Annotated in this window: 16 protein-coding genes; 6 read left to right on the forward strand and 10 right to left on the reverse strand. The window is 30.0% G+C overall.

What is annotated here, in order from left to right; translation table 11 throughout:
* Nucleotides 1-24: 24 nt before the first annotated feature.
* The 6 genes from tnpA to AC5M21_RS14380 all read right to left on the reverse strand — a co-directional run bounded on the left by tnpA (nucleotide 25) and on the right by AC5M21_RS14380 (nucleotide 5,654).
* Nucleotides 25-519, reverse strand: a complete 495-nt coding sequence (tnpA, locus tag AC5M21_RS14355; RefSeq protein WP_302280939.1) for an IS200/IS605 family transposase — start codon at nucleotides 517-519, stop codon at nucleotides 25-27.
* Between the two features lie 212 nt (nucleotides 520-731).
* Complete coding sequence (locus AC5M21_RS14360) at nucleotides 732-1,163, reverse strand: hypothetical protein (protein ID WP_054690300.1); 432 nt, start codon at nucleotides 1,161-1,163, stop codon at nucleotides 732-734.
* A gap of 29 nt (nucleotides 1,164-1,192) precedes the next feature.
* Complete coding sequence (locus tag AC5M21_RS14365) at nucleotides 1,193-1,624, reverse strand: hypothetical protein (RefSeq protein WP_008789206.1); 432 nt, start codon at nucleotides 1,622-1,624, stop codon at nucleotides 1,193-1,195.
* A gap of 717 nt (nucleotides 1,625-2,341) precedes the next feature.
* Nucleotides 2,342-3,562 carry a M20/M25/M40 family metallo-hydrolase gene (locus AC5M21_RS14370; RefSeq protein ID WP_054325674.1) on the reverse strand — a complete coding sequence of 407 codons (1,221 nt, stop codon included), beginning with the start codon at nucleotides 3,560-3,562 and terminating at the stop codon, nucleotides 2,342-2,344.
* Between the two features lie 555 nt (nucleotides 3,563-4,117).
* Complete coding sequence (locus tag AC5M21_RS14375; RefSeq protein WP_008789204.1) at nucleotides 4,118-4,813, reverse strand: tRNA threonylcarbamoyladenosine dehydratase; 696 nt, start codon at nucleotides 4,811-4,813, stop codon at nucleotides 4,118-4,120.
* Nucleotide 4,814: 1 nt separating this feature from the next.
* Nucleotides 4,815-5,654, reverse strand: a complete 840-nt coding sequence (locus AC5M21_RS14380; protein WP_008789203.1) for a tRNA 2-thiocytidine(32) synthetase TtcA — start codon at nucleotides 5,652-5,654, stop codon at nucleotides 4,815-4,817.
* A 356-nt stretch (nucleotides 5,655-6,010) separates the two neighbouring features.
* On the opposite strand from AC5M21_RS14380, the gene AC5M21_RS14385 reads away from it, so the two are divergent.
* On the forward strand, nucleotides 6,011-6,751 hold the full coding sequence (locus AC5M21_RS14385) for a CAP domain-containing protein (RefSeq protein WP_017144044.1): 741 nt from the start codon (nucleotides 6,011-6,013) through the stop codon (nucleotides 6,749-6,751).
* Nucleotides 6,752-6,781: 30 nt separating this feature from the next.
* Here AC5M21_RS14385 and AC5M21_RS14390 read toward each other — a convergent pair whose 3' ends face one another.
* Both AC5M21_RS14390 and AC5M21_RS14395 read right to left on the reverse strand, forming a co-directional pair.
* The gene (locus AC5M21_RS14390) at nucleotides 6,782-8,191 is read right to left on the reverse strand and encodes an amidophosphoribosyltransferase (RefSeq protein WP_008789201.1); all 1,410 of its coding nucleotides are present in this window, start codon (nucleotides 8,189-8,191) and stop codon (nucleotides 6,782-6,784) included.
* Nucleotides 8,192-8,528: 337 nt separating this feature from the next.
* The gene (locus AC5M21_RS14395) at nucleotides 8,529-9,263 is read right to left on the reverse strand and encodes a hypothetical protein (protein WP_008789200.1); all 735 of its coding nucleotides are present in this window, start codon (nucleotides 9,261-9,263) and stop codon (nucleotides 8,529-8,531) included.
* A gap of 179 nt (nucleotides 9,264-9,442) precedes the next feature.
* Here AC5M21_RS14395 and AC5M21_RS14400 point away from each other — a divergent pair, with 179 nt between their 5' ends.
* Complete coding sequence (locus AC5M21_RS14400; RefSeq protein ID WP_008789199.1) at nucleotides 9,443-9,679, forward strand: helix-turn-helix domain-containing protein; 237 nt, start codon at nucleotides 9,443-9,445, stop codon at nucleotides 9,677-9,679.
* A 198-nt stretch (nucleotides 9,680-9,877) separates the two neighbouring features.
* On the opposite strand, the gene AC5M21_RS14405 is transcribed toward AC5M21_RS14400, so the two are convergent.
* Nucleotides 9,878-11,137: an N-acetylmuramoyl-L-alanine amidase family protein gene (locus AC5M21_RS14405; RefSeq protein ID WP_117599144.1), complete on the reverse strand. Its 1,260-nt coding sequence runs from the start codon at nucleotides 11,135-11,137 to the stop codon at nucleotides 9,878-9,880.
* A gap of 141 nt (nucleotides 11,138-11,278) precedes the next feature.
* On the opposite strand from AC5M21_RS14405, the gene AC5M21_RS14410 reads away from it, so the two are divergent.
* Together AC5M21_RS14410 and AC5M21_RS14415 are read left to right on the forward strand one after the other, a co-directional pair.
* On the forward strand, nucleotides 11,279-12,064 hold the full coding sequence (locus AC5M21_RS14410) for a zinc dependent phospholipase C family protein (RefSeq protein ID WP_008789197.1): 786 nt from the start codon (nucleotides 11,279-11,281) through the stop codon (nucleotides 12,062-12,064).
* Nucleotides 12,057-13,292: an MFS transporter gene (locus AC5M21_RS14415; protein WP_008789196.1), complete on the forward strand. Its 1,236-nt coding sequence runs from the start codon at nucleotides 12,057-12,059 to the stop codon at nucleotides 13,290-13,292. The genes AC5M21_RS14410 and AC5M21_RS14415 overlap by 8 nt, the downstream gene beginning before the upstream one ends.
* 92 nt (nucleotides 13,293-13,384) lie before the next feature.
* Here the strand turns inward: AC5M21_RS14415 and AC5M21_RS14420 are convergent, their stop codons facing one another.
* A complete protein-coding gene (locus AC5M21_RS14420; RefSeq protein WP_008789195.1) occupies nucleotides 13,385-14,503 on the reverse strand; it encodes an aldo/keto reductase in 1,119 nt (372 codons plus the stop codon).
* 520 nt (nucleotides 14,504-15,023) lie between these two features.
* Here AC5M21_RS14420 and AC5M21_RS14425 point away from each other — a divergent pair.
* On the forward strand, nucleotides 15,024-15,833 hold the full coding sequence (locus AC5M21_RS14425) for a prepilin-type N-terminal cleavage/methylation domain-containing protein (RefSeq protein ID WP_017144042.1): 810 nt from the start codon (nucleotides 15,024-15,026) through the stop codon (nucleotides 15,831-15,833).
* Nucleotides 15,834-15,940: 107 nt separating this feature from the next.
* Nucleotides 15,941-17,041, forward strand: coding sequence for a DUF362 domain-containing protein (locus AC5M21_RS14430; protein ID WP_008789193.1), 1,101 nt, complete (start codon nucleotides 15,941-15,943; stop codon nucleotides 17,039-17,041).
* The last annotated feature ends 80 nt before the right edge of the window (nucleotides 17,042-17,121 follow it).

Here is a 17,121-nt window from a genome sequence, read left to right on the forward strand (position 1 = left end):
TGATTTATCTAAAAAAGATTTTATTTATTTTCTTGACATTTTACCGAATGACTTTGTAATTCTCTTTTCTTCAAATGGATCCCTGTATTCCTTCACACTTAATTTATCCATCGCTATATCATGAGCTTCCTGCTCCCTTATATATTTTGCGACTGTTTCATCGTTTAATCCTACTGTGCTTACATAATACCCTTCTGCCCAGAAATGTCTATTTCCGTACAGATATTTCAGATTGGCATGTCTATCAAACATCATCAATGCTGATTTCCCTTTCAGATATCCCATAAATGACGATACGCTTTCCTTTGGTGGTATCATCACAAGCATATGCACATGATCAATCATTAGATGCCCCTCTATGATTTCCACTCCTCTATACCTGCACAGTGTCCGCAATATTTCGCCTAAGTCTTCTCGGTATTGATTATATATCGCTTTTCGTCTATACTTAGGTGTGAACACAATATGGTATTTACACATCCATTTTGTGTGTGCTAAAGAATTTGCTTTTTTAGCCATAGTCAAATCACCTTTCCTTTCTTTTAATGATAGCTTGAACAACTTCATTATATCGGAAAGGTGATACTATTGTTAAACTTTTTAATTGCTCCACCCGCATAGCAGGTGGTTTTTTGTTTCGCATATTTCATATGCTCAACTGACTAAAGTCTATGTGTTCAATTTTTGCAATTTGAACCTAAAGAAAAAAGCAAACGTACATTTATGCACGTTTACTTAAAGAACTTTTGTGATCTTTCTTCCCCTGGAGTATTCATGTTTGTTACAATAGCTAATAATGTCAGTATATGTCCTAATTTAACATCAGTAATCGCTCTAATTGTTTCTCTTAATTCAATATTCCCCTGATTGTATGTCAGTTTTCTAAGTTCTAAATAAGAAGCTAATTCTTGTTTTTGAATTTCATTTAATAAGTCTCTGTATGTTCCTTGAATATTCCCTTCTGGTATCATTGGATCAAAATTTGTTCCAAATTCTTCTCTATAAAAATGATTTAAATAATTAGCATTCTGCTCAGCATCTCTAGCAAATGCAAGTAAAACCTGCCTTTCACTTTGTAGTGTTGCCATTGCAGCTGCTTGTCGATATAACTGAGCTAACAATTTCTCAGTATAAATATAAGATTGGAGTTGTTCCCTATTCATTTCATACACCTCTATATATACTATGAAACTTATTCTAAATTGTGCTTATTATTTATTGTTTTTTGTGGATCATTCATATTAATAACAATAGCCATAATCGCAATAATATGCTCTAACTTAGAATCAGCAATTCCTCGCATTGTTTCTTGTAACAAATAATTGTCTTGAAAATACGTATGTCGACGATAATTTAGGAATGATTCAAGTTCCTGTTGCTGGATATGATTCAATACTTCTCGATATGTTCCCTGAATGTTAATCTCAGGAATCATTGGATCAAACTCTGAACCAAATTGTTCTTTATAAAAATATTTTAAACACCCAACCGCTTCATGGCAACTTTTTGAAAAGTCTAAAAACATTCCTTTTTCATCACTTAAGCAAGTTAATGTAGCAACTTTTTTGTAAAGATCACATAATAACTTTTCTACATATATATAAGATTGAAGTTGTTCCTTCATTTCTAACACCTCATTATAATCTATGAAAATTATTTTGAAATGTGAAAAAACTTACATACTTTCATAATTTCTCAAAAAATACTTAAATATTGAGTTTCCCAAAAAAGCATAAAGTATCCTTATTAAAATTTAACCATTCTTTAAACTTTAAAATATTACTGGTTGGATAGATTGTAAGGCTGTCAAACTGAGCTTGTTTCGCTTGTTTAAAGGAAGGTGGTTTACACTTCCATTATGTACTCCTCTAGGGAAGTGAGAATTGTTGCGTATTCTATTGAAATCTCTAAAAAAGTTCATTGGCAAAAAAGCCTTACCGAAAATAATCGGTAGGCTTTGATTCATGATATACAATTTAATACATATGCCCTTATCCCACTTTGAATATATTATGTGCTCAAAGTAGTGGATTGTTTATGTTTCGTTCTCAGGTAAAGACTGCATCACCAAACTGCGCTGTCGCTGTTTAAAATGATACTATAATATTATATAGACATAATTATATAAGAATGTAAAAATCTATTATCAGTTTGATATAATCCTCAAGTTCATTAGTGAAGACAGCATTAAAATACCATGAAAGATGAAGAGACACAACTATGTATTCGTTGTGAAACGTTCTCTTAATGAATATTATAAGATGTTTATATTTATTAGACAATCAATGTAAGTTAATGGAAGTATAAATAATTGTTAATTACTTTAAATATATAAGTCAGTTCACCTTTTATTTACAGCAATATCCATGACTAAATGCAGAAGAACATCTGCTCCTTTTTTAATATCTTCATAATCTGTCCATTCTTCGGGACAATGTGTTAAACCACCAACACTTGGAACATATAACATATTGGTATCTGTAAACTCTGTCATCATCATTGCGTCATGTCCACTACCATCATTAAGAATCATATAACTATATCCTAGTTTATTACATATCCTCTCCATCTTTTCTACATTCTCTTTATTCATAATGCTTGGAGGAGTCGGATTTGGATAATTTATTCTCGCCATCTCTTCTAATTCTATATGTAGTCCTGTCTTTTGAATAACTATATTAACCATATCATTGATTTTATTTTTAAAGTCAATTTGTTCAATTATTTCTTTATTTAATGTTCTAATCTCAACTTTATATTCTATGCAATTATCATTATCTATACTCAAGGGAATAATGATTCCTGTTATCTTATTTTTTAGACTTTTTAACATCTCATCAAAAAGTGCATTGAAATAATCGATGGCCGTTTTTGTATCATTATTCTCATCTTTAAATAAACAAAGCTTATATCTACCAATCCCTGGTACAAACCCTACTAATCCTATGTCTTTATTTTCATTTTCTAAAATAGGTCCTTGTTCTACATGAACTTCAATAAAATTTTTAATAGAACCTGGTTTTCTTTTTGCAGATTCTAAATTTGGAACTAATCCATATTCTTTCATAGCTTCCAGTTTTGTTTGTCCAAAACGGTTCTTTTTCATTGTTAACTCTTCCATTGTCAATGTTCCTAACATCCCCCTTGAATTTGTAACTCCTGACCCTTGACCAAACGTTGCCCCTTCTTCGGCATTCATCAAAATAAGCTCAATGGGATAATCATTGATAAAATGATTTTCTTCTAAAACTCGCAATACTTCTAAAGCCGCTATGCACCCAACTGGTCCATCGAATGCTCCACCATTAACTACCGAATCATAATGAGAGCCAATCATAATTACTGGTGCCTCTGCCATTGTCCCTTCTTTACGACCAAACAAAGTAGAAATTCCATCTTCATAGATTTTAAGATTAAGTTTTTCCATCTCTCTTATTAAATATTCCCTTGCTTGCTTATCTTCTTTAGAATACGATGAACGTGTAACACCAAATCCTGGTGTTGAAGTATAAGTGGCTAATACTTCTAAATCCTTTTTTATTCTTTCTAAATGAGTTTGCATAATAAAGCCTCCCTATCACTCTTAATAAATTAATCATAGCACAAAATATTAAAAAGAATACATATAAATAGGGTCCAAAATAAATTTTGTCCATAGAGTGATTAATCATAAGAAATGTCTTTCATCTTTTCTTACTATAAAATAAGGATAAGATACTTATATGATAGATATAAACAACTATTCTTCTAAATCTCTGCCTCTTTTAATTTTACACAAAATGTTAAACTTATAATAATATGTTTATGCTAAAAAAGAGAAAATCAAGATAATCATAATATTGAGATATGTGTTCAATATATATCTCACTCGCCAGAGTTAAAAATCGTATCATTAAATATGCTGATGATGAATATATAGAGTTCTACTAAAAAGTTAGTATTTTCCTAAATGATCTTATCTTACATTGTTTTGAAGATAATTTAGAAATGATTTGATACTATGGTTTCTATTGAAACAAAAATAATGATTTATTAGAAAAAGTTATATATTATGGAAAAAAAACAGACAAAAAAGCATCAACTTAATAAGGTTATTAAGTTAATGCCTTCGACTTATTTAAAAAAGTAAATCTTTTATGACTTCACTCGCTATTAGCAGTCCAGCGCTTGAAGGAACGAAAGCAGTACTACCTGGAACTGTTCTTTTGTTTGTTTTTTCATCAGATGTTTTTGGCTGTATAGGTAATTCTTTAGAATAAACAACTTTTAGATGTTTAATATGACGAGCCTTCAATTCTCTACGCATAACTTTTGCTAAGGGACATACTGATGTTTTATATATATCAGAAACCTCTAACATAGACGGGTTCATTTTATTACCCGTTCCCATAGAACTGATTAATTTTACATTTTGCTTTTCACAGCGTACTGCCAATTCTATTTTAGCAGTAATTGTATCTATTGCATCAACAACATAATCATATTGAGTTAAATCAATTGTATCAGCATTTTCAGGCAGATAGAACATCTCTAATGTTTGAACCTCACACTCAGGATGAATTGATTTTATTCGTTCTTTCATGATTTTCACTTTTTTATGCCCAATGCTGTCTCTTGTAGCAATAATTTGGCGATTAAGATTTGTTAGAGAAACTTCATCATTATCAACAATTGTTATATGACCAAGCCCACTTCTTATCAATGCCTCTACAGCATAACCACCAACTCCTCCAACTCCAAAAACCAAAACATGAGCGTTCTGGAGCTTGGTTATCTTCTCTTCTCCAACAAGTAATTCAAATCTTGAAAACATATTATCGCACCTCTTTATTGTATTTCTCTAAAAAATGATGTTCTCCCTCATCATCACTATAAGCAATAACCGTACCAAGCTTAACATTTTCCATACTTTTAAAAACATTCTTTTTAACGTTGGGGTTCATTGTTTCTAGATACTTAATTAAATTTTTCATTTCTTCTCTTTTAGATGTATGGTGAACATCTCCTAGCTCTTCCATCTCTTCTGTAAAACGACATGCACATTGAATAAATGCTAAATCATTATAATGACACCAATGAATAATATCTTTTTCTTCAATAAGATACATTGGACGTATAAGTTCCATACCTTCAAAATTGGTACTATGTAGCTTAGGCATCATCGTTTGGATTTGTGATCCATAAAACATTCCCATTAATATTGTCTCAACGACATCATCTATATGATGTCCTAAAGCAATTTTATTACATCCTAATTCTTTTGCTTTAGCATATAAAAAACCACGACGCATTCTAGCACATAAATAACAAGGTGATTTCTCAATATTTGTAACAACTTGAAAGATATCAGATTCAAAAAATTGTACAGGTATATCTAGAATTTCTGCATTCTCTTCAATTTTCTTTCTATTTTTTTCATTATATCCAGGATCCATAGATAAAAAAACCAATTCAAAATCAAATTTACCATGACGTTTTAATTCCTGAAGAAGTTTTGCCATCAACATTGAATCCTTACCACCTGAAATACATACAGCAATCTTATCATTTGGTTGAATCATATCATAAGTTTGAACACCTTTTACAAACTTACGCCAAATTTGCTTTCTGTACTTCTTAATAATACTTTGCTCAATTTCCTTTGTTCTATCCATAATACCATCCTTTGCTGATACATTTTACCATTATCCGCTCTTTTAATGCAATATTTTATATAGAAATAAAACAATCTCATTATCTTGCCATAGCTACGATATTTTTTTAAACTCTATTCAATGATTTGTTTTGTATTAAAAAGTATTTATTTCTATCTTTTCTAAATAGTTACATAAATGTTATTTGACTCTTTTTATGAAATCATCATATTGACAAAACCCAGTCTATTCTTCTATCATTATATAAATTATACATTATTTTATAATAATATCAATTTTATATTTTCACTTTAAGCAAACTATGTTATAATGCTTATAGCAAACCTTTTTTTCTTTCATTTATGAAAGGAGTCTTTATGAAGACATATATAACAATCATCACTTTAAGTTTTATAGTTTGTTATCTTGAAATTACAAACATTCATATAGAAGCAATTGTGCAAAAAAATATTATTTTACAACAAGAAACTATTTCAAAAAAAATATCTCAAAAAGAACTTAATCACAACACACAGAAAAAAACTATTCAATCACATGATACACGTCAAAAGATAATTCAAAAACAAAAAAAGATAGATTCAACTCCTTCAAATTCACAAGAAAAAGTATCTGATCAACCCCAAAAGAATAAAGAAAGTGACAACAAACAACAAACTCTTAAAAAAACTCATTCTATAAATGAAACTCTTATTCGTTCACAATTTCTCCAACTTATCAACACAACACGAGTAACACCTGTCTCTTTATATAAACCACTATTAAAAAGCACTACTCTTCGCGCTCAAGAAGCATCAATTCAATGGTCTCATACACGACCAAATGGAACAAAGTGGAATACAACCTTAAAAAATATAATTAACATTCAATCTACACCACATGGTGAGAATCTAGCCCAAACACAAGTTAATTATAAATCAGACTATACTGATAATGAAATTATTCAAATTGTTAATAATCTTCATCAAGGACTTCTTAAAAGTCCAACACATTATGCAGTCATGACAAATAAAAACTATAAAAAAGTAAATATTGGTATTTATATAGAGAAAAAAGATAACTATCTATTCATTACCATTGCTCAACATTATATAAGTTAAGCCCCCATAATCAATATGAGGGCTTTTCTATTATTCTTTACCACTAAAACAATATGTACATAATTGACATGGTTCTAAACCTATAGATTCTATCATGTCATCTAATCGGTGATATCTTAATGAAGTAAACTTTAATCTTCTACGGATTTCTTCTAACATATCTTGATACTTTTGATTGTCAGGATCTGCATATTCTTGTAATGTTTCATAACTAATATTTTCAGTTCCCTCTAAATCACGAATAACTCGTCTTGTGATAAGATCCATTTCTGAACTAGAACGAGAGAAATTCAAGAATTTACATCCAAATAATAGTGGTGGACAAGCTGGTCTAACATGAACTTCTTTTGCCCCTGAATCATATAGGAATTCTGTTGTTTCCCTCAATTGTGTTCCACGCACAATTGAATCATCTATAAGTAATAAGCTCTTATCTTTAATTAATTCCTGAACAGGAATTAATTTCATCTTAGCAATCAAGTTTCTCTGTCCTTGACTAGATGGCATAAATGAACGAGGCCACGTTGGTGTATATTTAATGAATGGTCTTGCAAATGGAATCCCAGAACGATTAGCATACCCTACTGCATGAGCTATTCCAGAATCAGGAACACCCGCAACACTATCAGGTGAAACATCGTCACGTCTTGCTAGCATGTCTCCACAACGATTACGCATAGCTTCAACATTTACACCTTCATATGTAGATGTTGGATATCCATAATAAACCCATAAAAATGAACATATTTTCATTTTTTCAAACGGAGCTTGTTCTTGTTTCAAATAATCATGTGTCATGAAAACAATTTCTCCAGGACCTAAATCTTTTTCATGTCGATATCCTAAATTTAAGAATGCAGAACTTTCAAAAGTCACACAGTTTGCATCATCTTTTGTACCAATAATGACAGGTGTACGTCCATATTTATCTCTAGCACAATAAATTCCCTCTGATGTCATAATGAGAATACTCATTGAGCCTTTAACAACATCCTGAACATGTTTAATACCCTCTACAATAGAATCTTTCTGATTAATAATCGCTGCAACCATTTCAGTAGGATTAATAACGCCACCACTCATTTCCAAAAAGTGTGTCTTTCCATATTCAAAACACTTATCTTTCAATTGTTCTAAATTATTAATTCTTCCTACAGTTGTAATAGCAAAGGATCCTAAATGAGAATTCACTAATAAAGGTTGTGCTTCATTATCAGAAATGCACCCAATCCCTAACTTCCCCTCAAACTCTTCAATATCTTTGTCAAATTTAGTTCTAAAAGGCGAATTTTCAATATTATGAATAGAACGATTAAATCCCTCTTTCCCATAAACAGCCATACCACCTCTTCTTGTTCCTAAATGTGAATGATAATCTACTCCAAAAAACAAATCCATAACACAATCATTTTTAGATGCAACACCAAAAAAACCACTCATATATGTAAATCTCCTTTTTTGTCATTTTCACAACTATTTTAGTTGATTTTATTTTGAAAGTCCACATATAATCACGTAAATTTAATAAGTTACCGCTTTCTTTTTAAATTTCACCTACCTTCAAAGTTACTTTTAAACAATAATAAATGTATAAAATCCTTAATTAATCTATTCGTGAATCTTTATAGTATATCTTAAAGAGATAGGTATATGATCTTTGAAAGGACTTATCACAATTGATTTGATCTATACAAAGCATGTAATCTATAATAAAAACTAATGACCATATGATTGATATGATTATTAGTTTTTATGACTTTTATGACATAATGAATGACTAAGATAGCTTCCTTCTTTTATCCAGTTGACGCTCCCCCAATAATTCAACTTGATATATGAGATTATCGTATTCTACATTTTCTATACCTGTATAAGTAGAAATTGGTGCTTTAAACGGATCAAGTTTTTGGTATTCATTTATTTTAACTCTAATTAATGATGAAAACTCTTCATATGAGATCGGATTGACTATCTCTTCTTGTTTCGTACAAAATTTTACTTTCACATACTTTTTAATAAAATATAATATTTGTGAAAAATAGATATCTTTTATGAGTTCAATTCCCATAAATCTTTCATTCACCTCAATATACTCACATGTATGTGAATCAAGAAATTCATCTAAATAAGATAATGGAATATTAAAAACTGCATCGAAAAAGGGATTTTCTTCTAGAGAAGATATCAAGTCTAGAAGTAAAATAGCTTCCATTAATGTACTTTCAAGCATAATAGGTTCATAAAGATTGAGATCAATATTTTCACTATCTAATCTTTTTATATAATCGAGATATTTATCAATAGGAAAAGATTTTAAGTCTATAATATTGTCAAGTTTACAATAAATAAGATAATTTTTGTTTTGAGATGATAACTCAATTGGATAATTATCTAACTCTTCTATTGGATAACTTCCAAAGATAAATACTTCTTCATTTGGAATCTCATTTATATCTGGCATTTTCTCCTTTCTTAATAAACTTAGTGATTTAAAAAAATCATATACATACATAATAAATTTCTCCCTTCTTTTTATGTATAGAACAATTATATATTATCATAATAAAGAGAATGATTAAATATAAAAATACACCTTGTAGTAATAATAGGTGTTTTAATACAAGGTGTCAAACTACAAATTATAGAAATATTGTTTTTAATATATAATTCTATTAAAAGGGTGATAATAATATGAATGATAAATATGGAAAATTTCATTTTAAAATAGAAAGTCTGTTAGAAGAGAAAAGTATTAGTAAGAATAAACTTTGTAAAGATATGGATATATTAAGACCTAATTTAAATAAATATTGTAGAGATGAAGTACAGCGTTTTGATAGTTTATTTCTAAGTAAGTTATGTCATTATTTTAATTGCACAATTGGAGATATTATGGAATATATACCTCCTGAAGATGATAATAACTAGTATCCAAATAATTTTAATGGTTTCCAATGAGGTTAACTTATTTCTTAAGTTAACCTTTTCATATGCTTTAATTGTTATTGTATGCATTCAAATTATAGCACACAGCAAACTATTATACAATGCTTTAAGCAAATATTTATGTAAACTAACTTTTATATAAAAATTTACAACAAAAAAAGCCAATGAAGTTCATTAGCTTTATTGAAAGTATTTATCTATACCATCTGCTATGCCTTTTGCACATTTATTTTGAAAAGATGAATCAGCGAGAAGTTTATCTTCTGACACATTAGAAATAAATCCCATCTCAATATAGATAGAAGGAACCTGACTCCAATTTATACCTGTCAAATCATTGCGATATGATACTCCTCTGCTCTTTATTCCAGTTGCTGCAGAATATGATTGGATAACACTCTGTGCTAATTTTGAGGATGCTTTAAATATTTCAGAACAATATGGATTATTCTTTGCAGGTGAAATTGTATGTGCGCCTCGTACACTTGATTCACCACCATCACAATGCAAATGAATAACTGCTGCTGCATTATTTTTATTTCCTATTTCTGCGCGTTGTTGGTTAGAAAGATTCACATTTTGAGTTGTTCTCGTCATAATAACTGTATAGCCTCTAGACTGCAATTCTGTTCTTAGCTTTAATCCAATCTCTAAATTAATCTGTGACTCTGCCTTGCGTGATGATACCCCCGTAGTTCCTGTTGTAACCTTCGCCTTTTTTGTTGAAGAACCAGGTCCTATCGCTTCCTTTTCACTATTTCCTTTTCCTTGATGTCCAGGATCTATGACAATGATTTTATTGTTAGGATTAGCCTTATATTGTTGAGGTGAGGATTGATTCCTTTGCTGATTCGAAACTGTTTCTTTCTTTTTTTGAACAGTTATAGCCAACTCTTTTTTTGCCTTATTGCCACTCTTATCTATAGCAATGATTGTCACAATATATTTTCCATTTTTTTGAGTATCTACTTGGCTATGATATGTATAAAAGCCCACATCTCCACTTTTAACATCTTTATCTTTTTTATATGTTAAATCTCCATCAGCATTATCTTTTACTGATTTTATATATTGAGTTATATTGAGTTGACTTCCTAATTCTATTGAATCTTTCTCTTTTGTCAGTGTTATGTCAGGTGCTTTTGTATCTCTTACTTCGATTTCAAATGCAAATTCTTTAGTTACCTGATTTTCCTTAACTACAAAAGTTATTTTATGCTTTCCTATTTTTGTTGTATCTATTGACTCTTGATAAATCACTTCACCAGAACACTTCTTAATAAGAGTTAATGGATCAAATGATTCTCCATATTCGATTACTTTTACATCATTCAATTCTAATATAATATCATCTGATTTAAACCTCATTTGATCATAAATCAAATACCCCCCAATAACAATAATAATTCCCAATATAACTATCCCTATTTTTCTTTTCATATTCTATCCCACCTATTTTCTTTATTTTATCATATTTTATTATGTTTCAGTATATAAACATGATATGATTTAATTAGAAATTAACATAGATTTGATGGTTTTTAATATTTAACTTTTTATAATAGAGTGGGAGGATTGATTATGCCAGCAGGTTATGCACATTTTGATTTTGGACAACAAGTTTATAACAAATTAGATTTAGAACTACAGGAGCGATTAAAAAAGCATATGAACTTATATAATATTGGAGTTCATGGCCCAGATATTTTATTCTATCATCAGGCATTAAAAAAGAATATAGTAAAAGATTTAGGTTTCTCTATGCATAAAAAACAGGCTTATGATTTCTTTAAAGATGCAAAGCATATTATTAATCACAGTCTATATAAAGAAGATGCTTTTGCCTATATTTGTGGATTTATCACTCATTATGTTTTAGATAGTGAATGTCATGGATACATAGGGAATCAAGAAAAGATATTAAATATGACTCACAGTGAAATTGAATCAGAGTTTGACAGGGAATTACTTGTTCAACAAGGCCAAGATCCTTTAAGAACTTCTCTTACAAGTCATATCCATCCTTCATTAGAGGTTTCTCAAGTCATTGCTCCTTTTTTTAAAGTCACTGATAAAGAAATTTGGAAATCTTTAAAAGATTTATTATTCTATTTGAATATGATTAAAGCACCAGGAAGATTCAAAAGAGGATTCGTATTATTAGCTATGAAAGTTGCTGGTATATATCCTAACTATAAAGGTCTCATAATAAATTATGTAAAAAATGAAACATCTCGAGAATGTATTGATGAATTGATCAGGAAGAAAAATCAAGCAGTCAGTCTTGCTGTTTCTCTGATACAAGATTACTCTATTCATCTTCATGATGATTATCTTAATGAAAGGTTTGGGCAAACTTATGAATGATAAGAAGTTAACAAAGTTAGAAAAATATTGGATTATGTATGATGTAGGAAATTCTGCATTTATACTCTTAGTTTCAACAATTATTCCGATCTATTTTAATCATCTTTCTTCAATGGCAAATATCTCTGAAGTTAATTATTTAGCATATTGGGGATATGCAGCTTCTCTTACAACAGCAATTGTAGCAATTATTGGTCCTGTACTAGGTTCTATTGTAGACACTAAAGGTTATAAAAAACCATTTTTCTCAATAAGTATGATGGTTGGTGTACTGGCTCTTGCTGCTCTCTCATTTCCAACGTCATGGGTTATCTTTTTAGCCATATTTGTCATCGCTAAAATAGCCTTTTCAACAGCTAACATCTTCTATGACTCAATGTTATTAGATATTACAACACCTGAACGAATGGATACTGTTTCTTCACATGGCTATGCTTGGGGATATATTGGAAGTTGTATTCCTTTTGTAATCAGTTTAGTATTTGTTCTTTTTTATGAAAGTATTGGCATGTCTTTTGAAATGGCTATTATGATTGCTTTCTTCATTAATGCAATATGGTGGTTTGCATTAACAATCCCTTTATTAAGAAAATATCAGCAAGTCTATTATGTTGAAAAACCAAAACATCCAATCAGGCAAAGCTTTCAACGCTTGTTTCATACTCTTAAAGAAATTACGAAAGACCGTAAGGTTTTCCTATTCTTGGTTGCATTTTTCTTCTATATTGATGGTGTTTATACAATTATTGATATGGCAACAGCCTATGGAAGTGCCTTAGGTTTAGATACTCAAGGGTTACTCGTTGCGCTACTTGTCACACAGATTGTTGCCTTTCCATTTGCATTAATATTTTCAAAATTATCTAAAATTTATCCTGCAAAATTACTTATTAAAATATGTATTGTTGCTTATACATGTATTGCTTTGTTTGCTATTCAACTTGATAAACAGTGGGAATTTTGGCTTTTGGCAATTTGTGTTGGTATGTTCCAAGGTGCCATTCAGGCTTTATCACGTTCATATTTTGCTAAAATTATACCACCTCAAAAATCTGGTGAGTATTTTGGATTATTTGATATTTGTGGCAAAGGTGCATCCTTTATGGGAACTGCTCTTGTAAGTATAACTGCTCAATTAACTGGATATATGAACATTGGAGTAGGCATGATTTCTATTATGTTTGTAATTGGATTTTATTTCTTTAATAAAGCAACAAAAGAAATGTAAAACAACAATATTTATACTAAAAAATACTCCTATTTATAGAATGATATAAATAAGAGTATTTTTTATTATGTTGTCTAGTCAATATTATAAGATTATTTTTCCAAATCAATAACTACACGTTTTAAATCCTCACGAATTGAAATTTGTTGTGGACACATTTTTTCACAAGCGCCGCATTCTTTACAATGACTCGCTTTTTCCTGCTCAGACATCTTTGCATACTTTCCTTTAAAAAGTTTTTCATCATCATAAACAAAACGATTATTCCAATATCTAAAATTGCCTGGTATATTGATTCCAAAAGGACATGGCATACAATATTCACATCCTGTACAACCATTCTTTGTACGTGAATGCAATGTATCTGCAACCTCTTCCACAATCTTTAATTCATCGTCTGTTAAATTTTTGTAATCAGTAAATGTTTTCAAATTATCCTCTACCTGTGCTAGTGTTGACATCCCACTTAAAATTACTTTAACACCTGGTAAAGTTCCAACATAACGCAAAGCCCAAGAAGCAAGCGTTTTATCAGGCGCATAATCTTTAAAGTGTTTTGTAACATCTTCTGGTAAGGTAGCTAAAGAACCACCTTTAATAGGTTCCATAACGACCAATGGAATACCTAATTCATTTGCTAAATCAACACCTTTTTGTCCAGCTTGTATTCCCATATCCATATAATTTAATTGCAATTGACAAAAATCCCATTGATGATAACGAATAATCTCCTCAAATACATTAAACTCATCATGAAAACTAAACCCTAAATATTTAATTTTTCCTTCTCTTCTTAATTCCTCGCACATATCAATAATATTATATTCAATAACTTTCTTCCATTTATCACTATCTAATGCATGCAATAAATAAAAATCAACATAATCAACATCTAATCTTTTTAACTGTGATTCAAAGATTTCTTTGGCTTCTTCTTGACTATTAATCTTCCAAATTGGTAACTTTGTAGCAAGTTTAAAAGAATTTCTTTCATATTTTTTAAGAACTCGTCCAACAAAGGGTTCACTCATTCCATCATGATAAGGATAAGCTGTATCAATATATGTGACACCTGATTGAATTGCCAAATCAATCATTTTTTCAGCTTCAACTTCTTCTATTTTTCCATCTTTAGTCAATGGAAATCTCATACACCCAAATCCTAATAAAGATGTTTCAACATTTAATTTTTCAAATTTTCTTGTTTCCATATACATTCCTCCATATCCATAATATAAGTATATATCAATTTTTATAAATTGGAAATTATTTCTTATCTGAAACAAAAAAACAAATCTTTACTTTTATACCCACCATCATCATTGACAATCTTTATTTAGCAGTTTTATAGTTTTTTATATCATTCTATTTGATTACTATAAACTTTATCTCTTCTTTAAACAAAAGTCTCCCTTTTAAAAAACACAGCATAATGATAACTAAGAAGATAAGCGATAATTCACACCTGCTTTAAATATTCAAGTAGATGAGTAAGCTCATTATTTACTCATGACACCCTTCTCAATTTCTGCTTGGTATATTTCAAAAAACAAAGGAATAAATCTCACATATCATATTTATAATGATTTTTCTCAAGTATTAAAAAGGAATTATTTTCAAAAAATATTCTTATAGGAATACTTTTCTTTTTTTGAAAATACTATTATCTGTAGCATATATGTTTGTAACATTTTGGCGAAAGTGGTATATTTAAACCATGGAGGTGATTCTATGCTGAGGAAAAATAAACATGGTTTCACTTTAATTGAAATAATTATAGTCGTTGTTATTTTAGCAGTGCTTATGGCTGTTGCTGTACCAACTGTTTTAAAATATATCGACACTGCTCAAGAGGCACCTGCTTTAACGGAATGTTATGCTTATGTTACAGCATCCCAAAAAAGAGTTATTGATAAATATGCTCAAAATAAAAGTGATAATATTCATTTAAACAATGATGATAAGATATGGATTGATGATTTTGTTGATGTAGAAAATGGTGAAATCCAAGGAAATATTAGTGTAGTGAATAATGAAATTACAAGATTATTATATAAAGCAAGTAATGGAATATATGTTCTTTTTGATAAGACTAAGGACCCTCAATATTCAATTGTATCTAAGGATGAAATTGATAATCCTCTTTATGATTCTATGAATAATATGCTGGGCATTTATATAGAGATGACAAAAGAACTTGCTAAAGGACAAACAACACTTGATAGAAAAGAATTAATAGGGAAATTAATTAATGAAAATAAATTACAGAAAGTTGATAATAATATTTTAGAAAAAATAAATAGTCAAACTGACTTATATTGGAGACCTTATTATATAGGTGAGAAAGATAATCCAGAAATGATCTTATATGCAAATTCTAGTTGTACAAGCAATCCTGATTGGAGAGCTAATATTGTTTATGTGAATGGCAAGATTTATCAATGTAATATAGGTATATCTTCTTATTATAGTTATAAAAACGTAACTGACTTAGAAGCATTGATTCAAAGTCAACCACAGAATTATAAACTTATTGAATGAAATGAGAACAATAATCAATGAATATTGTTCTTTTTCTTGACTTCAAGCGTACTTTAAGTGTTAAGATAATAAGAGAATAGGATTTTTATTAAGTAGGAGGGAAAGTTATGGAGAAATCAAAAGTATATTATTGTGATATGCATACAGGAAGAATGAATCTTCCCGAAAAATTGAAGTTCTTAATGAAAAAGGCAGGTTTTGAAGACATTGATTTTACTAATAAGTATGCAGCTATTAAGATTCACTTTGGTGAGCCTGGAAATTTAGCATATTTAAGACCTAATTATGCTAAGGTTGTTTGTGATTATGTTAAAGAATTAGGTGGAAAAGCATTTCTAACAGACTGCAATACACTTTATGTAGGTGGACGAAAGAATGCTTTAGATCATCTAGATAGTGCCTATACTAACGGTTATAATCCTTTTCAGACAGGTGTACATACAATTATTGCTGATGGCTTAAAAGGAACTGATGAGGAATTGGTCCCAGTTAATGGAGAATATGTGAAAGAAGCTAAAATTGGTCAAGCAATTATGGATGCTGATATTGTTATTTCTTTAAACCACTTTAAGGGACATGAATTGACTGGCTTTGGTGGTGCACTTAAAAATTTAGGTATGGGTTGTGGCTCTCGTGCTGGTAAAATGGAAATGCATAGTGCTGGTAAACCATCTGTTGTTCAAGATTTATGTATTGGCTGTGGACAATGTATTAAAATTTGTGCACATGATGCACCTACAATTACAGATCATAAAGCTTCTATTAACCATGATAAATGTGTTGGATGTGGACGTTGTATTGGAGTCTGTCCAAAAGATGCTATTAAAGCGAGTATGGATGAAGCCAATGATATCTTAAACTATAAAATTGCTGAATATACAAAAGCTGTTGTTGATGGCCGTCCATGTTTCCATATTTCATTGGTTATTGATGTATCACCATATTGTGATTGTCATAGTGAAAATGATATCGCTATTGTTCCAGATGTTGGGATGTTTGCATCTTTTGATCCAGTTGCTTTAGATCAAGCATGTGCTGATGCAGTTAATAAACAACCAGCAACAGCTAACAGTATTCTTCATAAACATGGTCATGAACACCATGATCATTTTACTGATGTTTCACCAGAAACAAACTGGAAATCATGCTTAGAACATGCTGAAAAAATTGGTTTAGGTACACATGAGTATGAACTTATTGAAATTTAGTAAATCATAACCACGCCTAAAAGACGTGGTATGTACAGACCCTATAAGGGTCTTTTGTTGCGGAGGTCTTCACCTATCGA

The organism is Coprobacillus sp., from assembly GCF_984815275.1.

Bases quoted from the DNA above. Each gene is read 5' to 3' on its own strand.
- tnpA (WP_302280939.1), bottom strand. From the start codon at position 519: ATGGCTAAAAAAGCAAATTCTTTAGCACACACAAAATGGATGTGTAAA.
- AC5M21_RS14360 (WP_054690300.1), bottom strand. From the start codon at position 1,163: ATGAATAGGGAACAACTCCAATCTTATATTTATACTGAGAAATTGTTA.
- AC5M21_RS14365 (WP_008789206.1), bottom strand. From the start codon at position 1,624: ATGAAGGAACAACTTCAATCTTATATATATGTAGAAAAGTTATTATGT.
- AC5M21_RS14370 (WP_054325674.1), bottom strand. From the start codon at position 3,562: ATGCAAACTCATTTAGAAAGAATAAAAAAGGATTTAGAAGTATTAGCC.
- AC5M21_RS14375 (WP_008789204.1), bottom strand. From the start codon at position 4,813: ATGTTTTCAAGATTTGAATTACTTGTTGGAGAAGAGAAGATAACCAAG.
- AC5M21_RS14380 (WP_008789203.1), bottom strand. From the start codon at position 5,654: ATGGATAGAACAAAGGAAATTGAGCAAAGTATTATTAAGAAGTACAGA.
- AC5M21_RS14385 (WP_017144044.1), top strand. From the start codon at position 6,011: ATGAAGACATATATAACAATCATCACTTTAAGTTTTATAGTTTGTTAT.
- AC5M21_RS14390 (WP_008789201.1), bottom strand. From the start codon at position 8,191: ATGAGTGGTTTTTTTGGTGTTGCATCTAAAAATGATTGTGTTATGGAT.
- AC5M21_RS14395 (WP_008789200.1), bottom strand. From the start codon at position 9,263: ATGTATGTATATGATTTTTTTAAATCACTAAGTTTATTAAGAAAGGAG.
- AC5M21_RS14400 (WP_008789199.1), top strand. From the start codon at position 9,443: ATGAATGATAAATATGGAAAATTTCATTTTAAAATAGAAAGTCTGTTA.
- AC5M21_RS14405 (WP_117599144.1), bottom strand. From the start codon at position 11,137: ATGAAAAGAAAAATAGGGATAGTTATATTGGGAATTATTATTGTTATT.
- AC5M21_RS14410 (WP_008789197.1), top strand. From the start codon at position 11,279: ATGCCAGCAGGTTATGCACATTTTGATTTTGGACAACAAGTTTATAAC.
- AC5M21_RS14415 (WP_008789196.1), top strand. From the start codon at position 12,057: ATGAATGATAAGAAGTTAACAAAGTTAGAAAAATATTGGATTATGTAT.
- AC5M21_RS14420 (WP_008789195.1), bottom strand. From the start codon at position 14,503: ATGGAAACAAGAAAATTTGAAAAATTAAATGTTGAAACATCTTTATTA.
- AC5M21_RS14425 (WP_017144042.1), top strand. From the start codon at position 15,024: ATGCTGAGGAAAAATAAACATGGTTTCACTTTAATTGAAATAATTATA.
- AC5M21_RS14430 (WP_008789193.1), top strand. From the start codon at position 15,941: ATGGAGAAATCAAAAGTATATTATTGTGATATGCATACAGGAAGAATG.